This is a genomic window from Pseudidiomarina aestuarii (genome assembly GCF_048263735.1).
In the GTDB taxonomy this organism is placed as follows: domain Bacteria; phylum Pseudomonadota; class Gammaproteobacteria; order Enterobacterales; family Alteromonadaceae; genus Pseudidiomarina; species Pseudidiomarina aestuarii_B.
The window spans coordinates 112,425-125,887 of record NZ_JBLXDX010000002.1 but is presented as its reverse complement, the minus strand read 5'-3'; the positions used below and the strand labels follow the sequence as shown (position 1 = coordinate 125,887).

16 protein-coding genes are annotated in these 13,463 nt (G+C 47.4%); 14 read left to right on the top strand and 2 right to left on the bottom strand.

The features are described from left to right. Positions 1-56: 56 nt before the first annotated feature. A complete protein-coding gene (locus tag ACN0S4_RS05275; protein WP_417656670.1) occupies positions 57-656 on the bottom strand; it encodes an LON peptidase substrate-binding domain-containing protein in 600 nt (199 codons plus the stop codon). A 225-nt stretch (positions 657-881) separates the two neighbouring features. On the opposite strand from ACN0S4_RS05275, the gene ACN0S4_RS05270 reads away from it, so the two are divergent. Genes ACN0S4_RS05270 through ACN0S4_RS05225 form a run of 10 tightly spaced genes read left to right on the top strand, consistent with a single transcriptional unit; the run spans position 882 to position 9,420 of the window. Continuing rightward, the gene (locus ACN0S4_RS05270; protein ID WP_417656669.1) at positions 882-1,820 is read left to right on the top strand and encodes a YbgA family protein; all 939 of its coding nucleotides are present in this window, start codon (positions 882-884) and stop codon (positions 1,818-1,820) included. Next, a complete protein-coding gene (locus ACN0S4_RS05265) occupies positions 1,820-3,235 on the top strand; it encodes a cryptochrome/photolyase family protein (RefSeq protein ID WP_417656668.1) in 1,416 nt (471 codons plus the stop codon). Before ACN0S4_RS05270 ends, ACN0S4_RS05265 begins: the two co-directional genes overlap by 1 nt. A gap of 53 nt (positions 3,236-3,288) precedes the next feature. Beyond that, on the top strand, positions 3,289-3,741 hold the full coding sequence (locus ACN0S4_RS05260) for a nuclear transport factor 2 family protein (RefSeq protein WP_417656667.1): 453 nt from the start codon (positions 3,289-3,291) through the stop codon (positions 3,739-3,741). A gap of 8 nt (positions 3,742-3,749) precedes the next feature. Further along, the gene (locus ACN0S4_RS05255; protein ID WP_417656666.1) at positions 3,750-4,466 is read left to right on the top strand and encodes an SDR family NAD(P)-dependent oxidoreductase; all 717 of its coding nucleotides are present in this window, start codon (positions 3,750-3,752) and stop codon (positions 4,464-4,466) included. Positions 4,467-4,481: 15 nt separating this feature from the next. Beyond that, positions 4,482-5,807, top strand: coding sequence for an NAD(P)/FAD-dependent oxidoreductase (locus ACN0S4_RS05250; RefSeq protein WP_417656665.1), 1,326 nt, complete (start codon positions 4,482-4,484; stop codon positions 5,805-5,807). Further along, the gene (locus tag ACN0S4_RS05245) at positions 5,807-6,559 is read left to right on the top strand and encodes a DUF1365 domain-containing protein (RefSeq protein ID WP_417656664.1); all 753 of its coding nucleotides are present in this window, start codon (positions 5,807-5,809) and stop codon (positions 6,557-6,559) included. The genes ACN0S4_RS05250 and ACN0S4_RS05245 overlap by 1 nt, the downstream gene beginning before the upstream one ends. A 15-nt stretch (positions 6,560-6,574) precedes the next feature. Continuing rightward, positions 6,575-7,813, top strand: a complete 1,239-nt coding sequence (locus ACN0S4_RS05240; protein WP_417656663.1) for a class I SAM-dependent methyltransferase — start codon at positions 6,575-6,577, stop codon at positions 7,811-7,813. 2 nt (positions 7,814-7,815) lie between these two features. Beyond that, a complete protein-coding gene (locus ACN0S4_RS05235; protein WP_417656662.1) occupies positions 7,816-8,385 on the top strand; it encodes a DUF2878 domain-containing protein in 570 nt (189 codons plus the stop codon). Next, on the top strand, positions 8,363-8,899 hold the full coding sequence (locus ACN0S4_RS05230; RefSeq protein ID WP_417656661.1) for a chalcone isomerase family protein: 537 nt from the start codon (positions 8,363-8,365) through the stop codon (positions 8,897-8,899). Before ACN0S4_RS05235 ends, ACN0S4_RS05230 begins: the two co-directional genes overlap by 23 nt. Next, entirely contained in the window at positions 8,896-9,420 is a 525-nt protein-coding gene (locus ACN0S4_RS05225; RefSeq protein ID WP_417656660.1) for a DUF3833 domain-containing protein, read from the top strand. Before ACN0S4_RS05230 ends, ACN0S4_RS05225 begins: the two co-directional genes overlap by 4 nt. Before the next feature lie 76 nt (positions 9,421-9,496). Here the strand turns inward: ACN0S4_RS05225 and ACN0S4_RS05220 are convergent, their stop codons facing one another. Beyond that, entirely contained in the window at positions 9,497-9,919 is a 423-nt protein-coding gene (locus ACN0S4_RS05220; RefSeq protein WP_417656659.1) for a hypothetical protein, read from the bottom strand. Positions 9,920-10,061: 142 nt separating this feature from the next. On the opposite strand from ACN0S4_RS05220, the gene ACN0S4_RS05215 reads away from it, so the two are divergent. Genes ACN0S4_RS05215 through ACN0S4_RS05200 form a run of 4 tightly spaced genes read left to right on the top strand, consistent with a single transcriptional unit; the run spans position 10,062 to position 13,367 of the window. Further along, a complete protein-coding gene (locus ACN0S4_RS05215; RefSeq protein WP_417656658.1) occupies positions 10,062-10,820 on the top strand; it encodes a Nif3-like dinuclear metal center hexameric protein in 759 nt (252 codons plus the stop codon). Continuing rightward, entirely contained in the window at positions 10,817-11,581 is a 765-nt protein-coding gene (locus ACN0S4_RS05210) for a methyltransferase domain-containing protein (protein ID WP_417656657.1), read from the top strand. The genes ACN0S4_RS05215 and ACN0S4_RS05210 overlap by 4 nt, the downstream gene beginning before the upstream one ends. 4 nt (positions 11,582-11,585) lie before the next feature. Then, positions 11,586-12,464, top strand: a complete 879-nt coding sequence (locus tag ACN0S4_RS05205; protein WP_417656656.1) for a diacylglycerol/lipid kinase family protein — start codon at positions 11,586-11,588, stop codon at positions 12,462-12,464. Between the two features lie 24 nt (positions 12,465-12,488). Further along, positions 12,489-13,367, top strand: coding sequence for an NAD(P)-dependent oxidoreductase (locus tag ACN0S4_RS05200; protein ID WP_417656996.1), 879 nt, complete (start codon positions 12,489-12,491; stop codon positions 13,365-13,367). The last annotated feature ends 96 nt before the right edge of the window (positions 13,368-13,463 follow it).

Below are 13,463 nucleotides of genomic sequence, written 5' to 3'. Positions count from 1 at the left end.
GTAAAGTCTATTACGCCTTCTTGTCTAACTTTGATCACTATAGCTTAAAAAAAAGTTTATTGGTCACTTTCTTGAACCAATTGGCGTAAAAAACTCAATGCTGCCGTACAATCATTCTGTTGTAAAAGTTCTTGTTTAGTACTCGCGCAAATGGGTAGTAATTCTAGCCAGCGCATGCAAATCCAATCCGCCTGTTGCATTTGTTGGGGACACTTACTGCCCTCGAGTTCTGGATAACTCTCGTACACTTTCTCGAGTTGTTCTGCCAGCAGTGCGTCGTCATTATTTAAGGGCATTGTCGGCCAAGCGTCTTGAGCTTCCACGGTTCCAATGCGTAATCCATCTGCCGCCGTTGTTACTTCGTTTAGCTTGAAGCATTGCTCGCCTTCAACGGTAATACCTAGCAGTCCGTCGGGGAGCGTCTCGAAGTCAATCACCCGAGCCAATGTGCCTATTGGATGAATGTGCGTATTTTGTTCTACGCTACCGGCGTCGTTAAACATACACATGCCGATGTAGCCGGTGGGCTGGGTTGAGCAAGCTTCCTTTACCATCCGCAGATATCGACTTTCAAAAATTCGCAGGCGCAAGCGCCCGCCTGGCAGCACGTGCGCAGATAGTGGAAACAGTGGAACCTGCATGGGTTCGTGACTCATAGTTGACGCCTCTACTCGTACTGCGTTGCAGCTACTCATACAGCAGCTGTTTAAACGAATTGGTTACTTACTGTCCAGCTTACGCGAATTTAATGGCTTTGGTTCAATGAAAAGCTGAACTTTTCGGGTATTTTTGCGTAAGCTAAAAGCGATTAAAAGGTGCGGTACAACCACCTGTATAAATTTGTTGAAGTTGAAAGTCACGGTCAGTTAGCAAGGAATGATATGGCTGCAATCAAAGTTGGGATCAGTGCGTGTTTGCTCGGTGATTTAGTTCGTTACGACGGCGGTCACAAAAAGTCAGCGTTTTGCGCCGACGAATTGAGTCGACATGTCGAATTTATCAAGCTCTGTCCTGAGGTTGGTATAGGTCTACCCGTTCCTCGACCCACCATTCGATTGGAGCAACATGGTGAAGAGGTGCGCGCCGTCATTCCCAAAACCGGTGCTGATGTGACCACCGCACTGCGAGAGTTTGCTGACCGAGCACAACCCCATTTACGTCAACTCAGTGGTTATGTGTTGTGCGCTAAGTCACCGAGTTGTGGTATGGAACGAGTCAAATTGTATAACCCTGAGACAGGGTATTCACGCAAAGAGGGTGAGGGGATTTTTGTCCGCCGATTGCGCGAATTACATCCGGCGCTGCCAATTGAGGAAGACGGCAGACTAAATGACGCCCATTTGCGTGAAAATTTTGTGTTACGCGTATTTGTCTATGCGGCTTGGCAACACGTTATAGCGAAATTGGATAAAGCAGCTTTGGTCAACTTTCACACCGATTTAAAGCTCCTGTTGTTGGCTCATGATCAAGCGTTATATCGTACTCTGGGACGTTTTGTTGCCGACTGCCAAATAATCACAGATGACATCGCAAATGCTTATATTGAGCAGGTTATGACTGCTTTAAGTAAGCCCGCATCGCGCGCCAATCACACCAATGTGTTGCAACACATCCAAGGCTATTTCAAATCGCAGTTATCAGCCGATCAGAAACAAGAATTAAGCGACTTGATCCTGGCATACCGGCACGGTGAACAACCCTTGTTGGCTCCACTGACGCTCATCCGTCATTATTTACGCGAATATCCAAACGATTATTTGGCGAGACAGCGATATATTGACCCTTATCCCAACGACTTAAAATTAAGGTATGCGCTCTGATGAAAACAGGTATTTGGTTTCGAGGCGACTTACGGCGGTTGGATAATCCGGCTGTTACGGCTGCACTTGAAAGTTCACGAGCAAACGATTCTGAAGCTGTTGTGCATGCATTGTATATTGCATGTCCGAAACAGTGGGAATTGCATGATTGGGCGCCTATCAAAATCGATTTATTGTGGCGTCACCTTGAGCAATTTCGTCAGGAACTCGCTGAGTTCGGCATTCTTCTCGATATTGAAATAGCTGATGACTGGCGTGCTGCGCCCAAGGTGGTCCATCAGTTTTGTCAACGCCATCAGCTGAGTCAATTGCATGCCAACGCCGAATACCCAGTGCATGAGCAACGACGGGATAGAGCGGTGAGCAAATGGCTCGCCGATAATCAGTGCAGTCTGCAATTACATCACGGCTTATTGCTCGTGCCACCGGTTGTGAAGACGCAGCAAGGGAATGTCTATCAAAAATTCACACCATTCAATCGCGCTTGGCGCGAGCATTTGGCGCTCACAGGCATCGCGCCTCTGAAAAGTTGGAATCGTATCGCGCAGCCATTGCCTCTAGAACCCATGCCGACCTGTCCTGCGCCACGCCGAGATTCTTCTGCATGGGTTGTGGGTGAAGAAAATTGCCGACGTGCATTGCAACGATATGTCGAGGAACATGTCCAAGATTATGATGCGGAGCGTGATTTCCCAGCACTTGATACGACCTCTCGGCTATCACCCTATTGGGAGTTAGGTTGTCTGGGACCTGTCACAGCGGCGCGTGCGCTTCAAAAATTAAGTCCAGAGTTCCCGTACGGTCTAGAGCAGGGTGCTGATACTTGGCTTACCGAACTGGCATGGCGTGAGTTCTATCAGCACTTGATGTGTCATATTCCTCGGTTGAGTTATGGCAAAGCGTTTCAGCAACACACCGATGCCTTTCCGTGGCGTGACGCGGACGATGATTTTCAGCGCTGGTGTGACGGACAAACTGGGTTTCCCATTGTGGATGCTGGCATGCGCCAACTGAAACGTGAAGGCTGGATGCATAATCGGGTACGTATGATTGTCGCTAACTTTTTGGTGAAAGACCTGCGTATTGATTGGCGCAAAGGTGAGAAATACTTCATGCAAAACTTAATTGATGGCAGCTTTCCAGCCAACAACGGTGGGTGGCAGTGGAGTGCCTCAACAGGAACCGACGCGGTACCGTATTTTCGCGTGTTTAATCCCACCCGTCAGAGCGAAAAAGTTGATCCTGATGGATCTTACATTCGTAAGTGGATACCAGAGCTAGCAAAGTGTCCAACCAAGCAGATTCATGCACCCCTGCTATGGTTACAAGCAAGTGGCAATGAAGATTACCCTAAACCTATGGTCGACCATAGTGAAGCTCGAGAAGCATTTTTGAGTGCATTCAAAGCACTCTGATTCAGTACGTAACCGTTGATGCAACATGTTGATGCAACATAAAGGAGGCGATTATGAGTTCAAATAATAAAGACGCCGCACCTATCATCGAAAAGCTACGACAATTCTATGATGAATTCGCGGAAAGTAGTTTAGATAAGTTAGGTGACATCTACACAGAGGACGTCACCTTCATTGATCCCATTCATCAAACCAATGGCCTTGACGATCTGAAAGCGTATTTCAAGCATACCATGGGCGGTGTTTCTCAATGTCATTTCGCCTTTGATGAGCAGCGCGGTGACAACGAGGTACAGTTCTTGACGTGGCAAATGCGCCTCATCCACCCGAAGCTAGCGAAAGGACGAGAGATTGTTGTACCTGGAGTGAGTGAATTGCACATACGGGACGACAAGATTCGCAAGCAACAAGATTATTATGACCTCGGTGCCATGCTCTATGAACATATTGCGATACTCGGCTTTGTCATCGACAAAGTGAAACAACGATTAGTGCTGAAGGACTAGGGGACACTATGAATATTCTAATCACTGGAGCAACCTCAGGTATCGGTAAGCAGGTTGCTTTAGATTATGCGGCCGCTGGGCACCACGTGGTAGCCTGTGGACGCAATCAAGAGTCCTTAGCCGCACTGGTTGCTCAATACCCAGAGAACATAGCCGGCCAACAGTTGGATGTGACCGATGTCGAAGCCACACAAAACGTGTTGAAGACATACTTAGACTTGGACGTTGTCATTTTATCGGCAGGTGTATGTGAATATGTCGACATCGATACGTTCTCGACGGCTATGTTCGAGCGTGTCTACGAGGTGAATATCTTCGGTACTTTGCGCTGTGTCGAGGCATTGTTACCGAATCTTCGGCGGGGTGCCAAGTTAGTCTTTGTCGGCAGCACGGCACGCTTACTCCCATTTACCAGAGCAGAAGCCTACGGCAGTTCCAAAGCCGCGATGCAATACATAGCACGGAGTCTGCAAGTCGACCTAGCAGACAAGGGAATTCGGGTGCAAACTGTGTCCCCTGGTTTTGTTGAAACACCCATGACCGACGCTAATGACTTCGAAATGCCGATGCGTGTGAGCGTAGAATTTGCATCCAAGGCGATTCGGCAGGGAATCGAAGCGAATCGAACAGACATAACCTTCCCGAGAGTGTTCGGTTGGTTTCTTAAAATACTTTCCAGATTGCCACAAAGCTGGCAAGTTGCAGTATCAAAACGGATTGCCTAAGGCGGAAAGAGCGCAATGAAGATAGCAATTATTGGTTCGGGAATAGCCGGATTAACGAGCGCGTGGTTACTACACCGCAAGCATGATGTAACTGTTTTTGAGAAGAATGATTACATTGGTGGACATACCCACACCATCGATTTAGAAAAAGCTGGTCAGCCTTACGCCGTCGATACGGGGTTTATTGTCTTCAATGATAGAACGTATCCGTATTTTCGAGCCTTGATGCGGGAAATCGGAGTAGAGTGGCGTGACACCGAAATGAGCTTTAGTGTTCGCGACCCACTGAGTGGTCTCGAATACAACGGACATAATCTGAATACGTTGTTTGCTCAACGCAGTAACTTGTTCAAACCGTCTTTTTATCGCCTGTTGTCGGGTATCGTCCGGTTTAACAAAGCTGCAAAACTAGCGTATGAAAAGGGCGGCGATGCTCTAGATACGGTCACGTTGGGTGAATTCATTGCTGAGCAGAATTTATCTCAAGATGTTTCAGATTATTATTTGCTGCCTATGGTTGCGGCTATTTGGTCCGCCAGTTTGCAAGAAGCAGAGCAGTTTCCGTTTGGGTTCTTTTTGCGCTTCTTCAACAATCATGGGTTATTGAATATCTCAGATCGACCACAGTGGGCAACGATAGTGGGTGGTTCCAGTGCGTATATTCCAAAGTTAACCACTGGATTCGCAGACCAGATTCGTTTAAACAGCAAGATTTCACGCGTTCAACGCCGCGATCAAGAGCAAGACTCGGTTTTGATCGAATTTGTTGATCGTCAACCAGAAACTTTTGATGCGGTCATTTTTGCTTGTCATAGTGATGAAGCTTTAGATTTGCTGGCAGATCCGGATGCGGCTGAACGTGATGTTCTCACTAACATTCCGTATCAGATGAACGATGTTGTATTGCACACCGATACCCGCTTATTACCGCGAGCTCAGCGAGCTTGGGCAAGCTGGAACTATCTACTGCACCATGGTGAGCAGGCGCGGACACGGCCAAGCTCGGTCACTTATAATATGAACATCCTGCAGGGGATCGAGTCACCACACACGTTTTGTGTAACGTTGAACAATACCGCCGCTATTCAACCGGACAAAATTATCGGTCGTTACGCCTATTCGCACCCGGTTTATAGCGTTGCTTCGATGGCTGCTCGCCAACGTCGTCAGGAAATCAATGGGCATCGCCAGACCTATTTTACGGGTGCTTATTGGTACAACGGCTTCCATGAAGATGGCGTTCGTAGTGCCGTGGACGTGGCTCGTATGTTGGGATCGGATTGGCGCACTGATTTAGACACCAGTGCAGGTTTGGAACCGAAGTCTGGAACCAAAACCTGATGTTAAGCAGCGCCTTACAGAAAGGTCAGGTCTTTCACCGTCGATACCGGCCGACGGAACACCAATTTCACTACTCGACCACGCAATGGTGGCTCGCTTTAGATGAGTTAGACACCTTGCATCAATGTAGTCGTTTGTTGTCAACACAAGGGTTCGCGCCATTGTGGTTTCGTCGGGCCGATTATTTACGTGGCTCGGTGGGAGACTTGGCGACATGCGTTCGCCAAAAGCTGACTGAACTGACTGGAAATACAGTGACTGGGCGAGTGTTTTTTCTCGGCAACTTAAGAACTTGGGGACTCTATTTCAGTCCTATCAACTGCTATTTCGTTGAGGATGAAGCAGGCCATTACAGTTATATGCTTGCCGAGGTCAGTAATACTCCGTGGAATGAACGTCATTATTATGCGATTGATATGGCTGATGCAGCTACTGAAACCACGCGTGTTGAGCATCCAAAGGCATTTCATGTGTCGCCGTTTAATCCGTTAGAAATGACCTATCAATGGCGTATTAAGCCACCGTTGAATCAAGCTGAAGCGCGTTCCCTGATTCAATTAGATGCAGTGCGCGAAAAGAAACATTTTCGTGCCAGTTTGGCATTTCAACGAGTCGAATTGAACCCAAGAGCAATTCGTTCCGTATTTCTTAGATATCCAATCAACACAGTAACGACTGTGGCGGCGATTTATTGGCAAGCGTTAAAGCTGTGGCTCAAACGCACACCAATTTACGACCACCCAGCGAGTTAATACACAGGAAGCGTTATGTACAAGGGTGAAACTGTGCTTGCAGAGCAACAACAAGAATCAAGCTTCGACCGGATGGCTCGAAAACTCGTCTTAAATTTACTGAGTCGTATTCGGCAGGGCCGATTCGTAATCAAAGAGCATGGCACACTATTGGGTGATTTTGGCGATACAGCGAGTCCGCTCGTTGCCGAGGTCAACGTACTTCATTTCTCGTTCTACCGTCGGATGTTGCTGAAGGGCAGTATTGGCGCGGCCGAACTATTTATTGACCAAGCCTGGGAAACCCCCGACTTAACTGCTGTGATTCAGGTGTTTGCGCGTAACCTACGTGCACTGGATGAGCTTGAAGCCAAATTCAGTTGGTTATTGCTGCCATTTCAGAAGTTCCAGCATTGGCGCCGCAGTAATAGTAAGCAACAAGCCAAAGAGAACATCTCAGCGCATTATGACCTGGGCAATGATTTGTATCAGGCATTTCTCGACCCACGGTTGCAGTATTCCAGTGCCGTGTATCCAAGTGCTCAGTCGACACTGGCAGAGGCTCAAGAACATAAGCTTAAACGGTTGTGTGACTCGCTCGAACTTACTGCGGATGATCATCTCATTGAAATCGGCACGGGTTGGGGTGGTTTGGCTGTTTTTGCAGCCAAGAATTACGGTTGTCGTGTGACCACGACGACAATTTCGACCGAACAGCATGACTACGTTCGCGATTTGTTAGTACAAGAAGGTTTGACTGAGCAAGTCACCCTGCTGAAGCAAGATTATCGTGATCTGACGGGTACGTACGACAAGTTGGTATCCGTTGAGATGATCGAAGCCGTGGGGCGCTCCTACATGCCAACGTTCTTCAAAACCTGTAGCCGGTTGCTGAAGCCAGAGGGTAAGATGGCTTTGCAGGCAATTACCATTGCTGACCAGCGAATGAAGTCATACGCAAATTCGGTCGATTTTATTCAGAAATACATCTTCCCGGGCGGCTTTTTACCATCCATTACGATGATGTCGGAGATGTTCACCAAACACACCGACATGGTCATGCGTCATATTGATGATATTGGTTTTGACTATGCGCGAACACTGAAAGACTGGCGCGTACAGTTTAATACCAAGCATCCGGAACTGAAGTCTGCTGGTTATGATGACCGCTTTGGTCGGTTGTGGAACTACTATTTAGCCTATTGTGAAGGTGGATTTCGTGAACGTGCGGTGTCTGCCGTGCAACTGGTGGCCACCAAGCCCATGTGTCGCTAAATATGTCGATTGCTAGCAAAGCTCAATTGAAGAAGACTTTCTCCTGGCAGAATATGCGCCGGCTAGCCGGACTGTTTCTGTTTGATGCAGTTTGGTTTGCAGCGGTAATTGGGCGGGGTGACTGGTTACTTGTTACAGCTTTGCTGGTCGTTGCTCAAATTGGTTTAGCTTGGAAAGGTGGGGCGTTAATAGGTAAGCGCTCATTTTATTTGTATGCGTTGCTACTCGTACTTGGCTTAGGACTTGAAGGCACAGTTATCCTGTCGGGCATTATCAGCTTTACCGAGGGGCCGTTCCCGTGGTGGCTAGTGCTCCTTTGGTTCGGCTTTGTGGCCATGCTGATGAATACACTGGATTGGTTAGCGGGTCGCTATTGGTTGGCTGGCTTCTTTGGAATCGCCTCGGGACCACTGACCTATGCCATAGGTATTCGTTTAGACGCCGCCACTTTGCATGGTCCTGAGTGGCAACTTTGGGCCCTTTATGGGGTCTTATGGTGTATCTATATGCTGATCTTCGCTTATCTCATGAAGCGTCAAGGAGAGTCCCATGAAGAGACAAAAACGGCTTAGTTGGTTTATTGCTGCAAGTGTTATCGGTTTGAGCTCGGTAACGTTTTCTGCTCAAGCCGCCTGCGTGAATGACCAGTTTGAAAATTTAGAAGTGGTTGGCGAAACTCGGCTGTCGGTATTGTTTTGGGATGTTTACGATGCGCAATTGCGCACCGATAGCGGCAATTACGACAGTTATGACCAGCGCGCTCTTCGCTTAACTTACTTGCGTGAAATTAAAGCGTCAGAACTCGTTGAGAGTACTCAGGAAGAGTGGGAACGATTGGGAATCGAGATTACCGAGAACCATCAGACTTGGCTTCAAGAACTGAATCAAATGTGGCCTGACGTGAAAAAAGGTACTTGTTTGATGATGATTGAGGACGCCGATGGATTCGCTCAATTTCATTCGGCAGATGGGCAATTAGGAACAATACAGTCGGCTACGTTTACAGATGACTTTTTAGCTATTTGGCTCGATGAAAATTCTCGCTTTAAAGACGAGCGGAATGAATTAATAGGAGCAGGATCATGACAAAGAAATTTAGCATTATTGCGGCATTTATTTTGGTATTAGCAGCCTGTTCTTCGAGTATTGAAGATTATCGTGGCGAAACCCCAGAACTCAAATTAGAAGAGTTCTTTAACGGTGAATTAGTGGCTTATGGTGTTGTTCAAGATTACAGTGGTGAAGTCATTCAACGGTTCCGAGTGGAGATGGTTGGCACTTGGGAAGGTAACGAAGGCGTGCTTGACGAGCAGTTCTATTATACTGATGGGCGGGAGCAAGAACGTATTTGGTATCTCACGAAGACTGGGCCGAATGAATATGAAGGTCGCGCCAGTGATGTAGAAGGTGTTGCTAAAGGGAAGACGGTTGGTAACGTGTTGACTTGGGAATATGTTTTGGTGATTGAAATGGACGGTGAACCGTTTTCAGTTACGCTTGATGATTGGATGTATCTCGTTGACGCGGACAATATGATTAACCGCACTAAAATGTACAAATATGGTTTACCGGTGGGTGAATTGACTCTCTATATTGGTAAACGTTAATCACTTCAGTTGTACTGCGTGTAGAAAAAAGCCCCAAATAAATGGGGCTTTGTTTTGTTAGAAGTTCGTGGATGACCTAGCTGTCATAGCCACGAGGTAGACGCGACAATGTGGCGTCTTCTTCGAGTTTCTTCTTCCACAATTCTTTTGCCGTCAAACCACCCGATTTGCCGGAAGCAGATTTTTTCGCTGCGGCCTTTTTAGCTGGAGCAGCTTTTTTAGCCGGAGCCTTCGCAGCTGCAGCTTTCTTCGCAGGAGCAGCTTTGGCAGCAGGTTTTGCGGCATCTTTAGCAGGCTTCTTAGCCGCTGCTTTAGTCGCTTTTTTCGCACCGCCTTTTAGCTCATCCACTTGCTCAGCCAATTGTGCTAGGCGCATGTTTTTGCCACCGTCCACGCTATACCAACCACCACTTGCTTCAATTTTCGGTTGTTTACCGTGGGCTTGCTGATAAGCTTCAGTAAAATCAGCAAGAACTTTGTCTTTATCAAGTTTGCTCATGCAATATATCCTATGGATTACCTTTTTAAAGATGAAATTTTATAAATGAACAGTTCGCTTCATTTTTATACCGTTTTTTACGGAGCTTGTCCAACGACCTCGTTGAAGTGAAATAAATACGAGCTTAGAAGGAGCAATACCCATGCTAGAGCGCCAACAACTAAACAGCTATTTAGCTGATTTCTTTCAGGTCGACTCGGTTCAAGATTATTGTCCCAATGGTCTGCAAGTCGAGGGACGAAGTGCTATTCAAACCATTGTGACTGGAGTCACAGCAAACCAAGCGTTAATTGAAGCAGCAATCAGCAGAAATGCTGACGCGATATTGGTTCACCACGGATATTTTTGGAAAAATGAGCGTAGCGAAATAGTGGGAATGAAGAAACGCCGGTTACAATTATTGCTTCAGCATGACCTCAATTTATTTGCCTATCATTTGCCGTTAGATATTCATCCGCGGGTGGGAAATAACATTCAGTTAGCAGAAAAACTGGGGATTTTAGAGCCGCGTATTGTCGCGAGTGCAAATCCGCAGGGTGTCATGATGATGGGTGACATACCGGGTAACCACAGTAGCGTGACTTTTGCTCAACATATTGAAAGTGTGCTTGGACGAACATTGACCTGCCAAATCGATCGCAACGACCCCATTCGAACCATTGCTTGGTGCACCGGCGGTGGGCAAGGTTTTATCGATAGTGCTGCAGATATTGGTGTTGATGCGTATCTGACAGGTGAAGTCTCTGAACAGACGGTGCACAGCGCGCGTGAGCAAGGGCTAGCATTTTTCGCCGCAGGGCATCATGCAACCGAACGCTACGGCATTAAAGCGCTGGGTGAACACTTAGCGGAACGGTTTGAAGTAACGCATCACTTTATTGATATCGATAACCCTGCATGAGTGAACGTGACCAAAGTTTTGCCACGATGACGGGCAAATTTCAGAGGAATATTTATGCCACGACCAAGGGACGGTTAAGGCTCGCAGTTTTGAAACGTGACTTGGCATCGTTTCACGAAGCGTCACCTTTACGAATATTAGATATTGGCGGCGGGCTAGGGCAGTTATCAGCTTGGTTCATCGCAGCAGGCCACCAAGTCACCCATACAGATATTGCAGCAGAAATGGTCGTCGAAGCGAGAACACTGCATCAACAACAGGGTCTATTAGCACATCGTTATGAAGTGGCAGCGTTGCAAGACTTACCTCAGCGCCTTCCGTCTGAACGCTATGATTTAGTTCTGTGCCATGCCGTGTTGGAATGGATGGCGGATCCTGAGCAAGCGCTACATGTCATTAAGGGCCTGATGGCTCCCAACGGTCAACTATCGTTGATGTTCTACAATCGTAACGCGAAGTATTTTGCCAACGCCATTTATGGCAATTTTGACTATGTCCAAAGCAACCTAAAGGTCAAAAAGACGGTTCGGCTCAGTCCACAGCAACCGTTGGATCCTAATCGGGTGGAACAGTGGATTCAGGATGAAAACGGTCAAGTTACCTGCAAAACGGGTGTTCGGGTTATTCATGATTATCTGCGTAATCCAAAGGATGCAGAGCAGTTTGAGCAGCTGCTAGAAATTGAATTCAGGTTCAACCAAGAACCCCCATTTCGTGATTTGGGTCGCTATTTGCATTGGCTCATTCGTTTTGACGAGTAACGATGTGAAGTCATCACTACATATTGCGATCTACTACCATCAGCTTCGGCCGCGAATTTTGCGTTTGGTCGCGATGTATGAACAACACTTCCTTCGTTTGGGATGCGAAGTATCGCTTATTGCAAGCACACCGAGTCGTTGTGGCGATATTCAGCAACTAACTGAATTACGCGGACACATTAATGAATTGGTCGTGATGGGTGGCGATGGCAGCGTCAACATAGCTGCGCAAGTATTCGCACACAGTGACGTACCGATTTCGGTAGTACCTTTAGGCACTGGCAACGATTTTGCTCGTGATAATGGTATCTGTGGAACGCGATGGCGCCTGCAGGATACTTACGAAGCCCGCCAGGTAGCGATTGGTCAATGCGGTGAACATATTTTTGTTAATCATGCGGGAGCGGGGCTTACCGTGGATCTGATTCGTTTACAACGACCATGGATGAAACGGTTTTTACGTGGTGGCAGCTATGTACTCGCGATATTGCGCTATTTATGTGGACCCTATGAACACAGGTCGACTGTACACGATCTTGATACGAACGCTTGGCATGACGCGCAAATTGTTGCGGTCAGTCGCTTTATTGGTGGTGGAATACCTGTTTATCCGAGCGCGAATCGCTCTGAGGGACTCTTACAGTGGGCAGCGGTACCCCGAGCATCAAGGTGGCGTCAATTGAAAGCGTTGATTCAAGTATTACGGGGTCGTATCGAACAAACGGAGCTGGTCAATTTGAGTGTTGGTACTCAGTTCATGATCGGTGATAGTGAAAACATTATTGAATTAGATGGTGATAGTTTCGATACTGGTCCGCAACAGATCCAAGTCATTCCAAAAGGGTTAACTATCTATGTGCCAATTCAACAATCTAAAGATTAATCACAACCAGCAGAAGGAGTCATGATGAAAGCGCAGGTTGCATTTATCGGGTTAGGAGTAATGGGCTATCCCATGGCCGGACATTTACAGCGAGAGGGCTGGAAAACGACGGTTTACAATCGTACGGATAGCAAGGCACAACGCTGGGTGCAAGAATACGGCGGCGAAGCAGCATCGACACCACGAGCAGCCGCGGCTGGGAATGATGTTATTTGCGTCTGTGTTGGTAATGATGATGACGTCCGCAGTGTGTTTTATGGTTCTGATGGTTTGCTCGCTGAACTGAAACCAGGTGCTATTGTGATTGACCATACCACAGCATCAGCAGAACTTGCCCGTGAGTTAAATCAGGCTGTTATTGACGCTGGCGGGCGCTTTTTAGATGCGCCGGTATCAGGCGGCCAGCAAGGTGCCGAGAATGGCAAGTTAACCGCCATGATTGGCGGTGATCAAAGCGCTTTAGCCGACGTCGATACTTTGTTATCCAGCTATGCTAAAACCCGCGAGTATATGGGCCCAGCGGGGCATGGCCAGTTAGCGAAGATGGTAAATCAGATTTGTATAGCCGGTGTGGTTCAAGGATTAGCCGAGGGGTTGTCGTTTGCACGCAAAGTTGGCTTAGACGCAGATACGTTGATCAAAGCAATTAGTCAGGGTGCTGCCGGTTCATGGCAAATGCAAAACCGTTATAAAACGATGTGGGACCAACACTACGATCATGGATTTGCTGTGGATTGGATGCGCAAAGATTTAAAAATTGCTTTAGCTGAAGGTGATCGTCAAGGGTTAACCTTGCCGTTGACCGCTTTAGTGGATCAATTTTATGCAGAGGTTCAGCAAATGGGTGGAAATCGCTGGGATACATCGAGCCTTCTGGCTCGGCTCGAAAAGAATCGTGAGTAGTTCTTATCTAGTCGCCAGTAACCAGTAACCAGTAACCAGTAACCAGTAACCAGTAACCAGTAACCAATAGCCAGTAACAAAAAAAGCCCCGTAAAG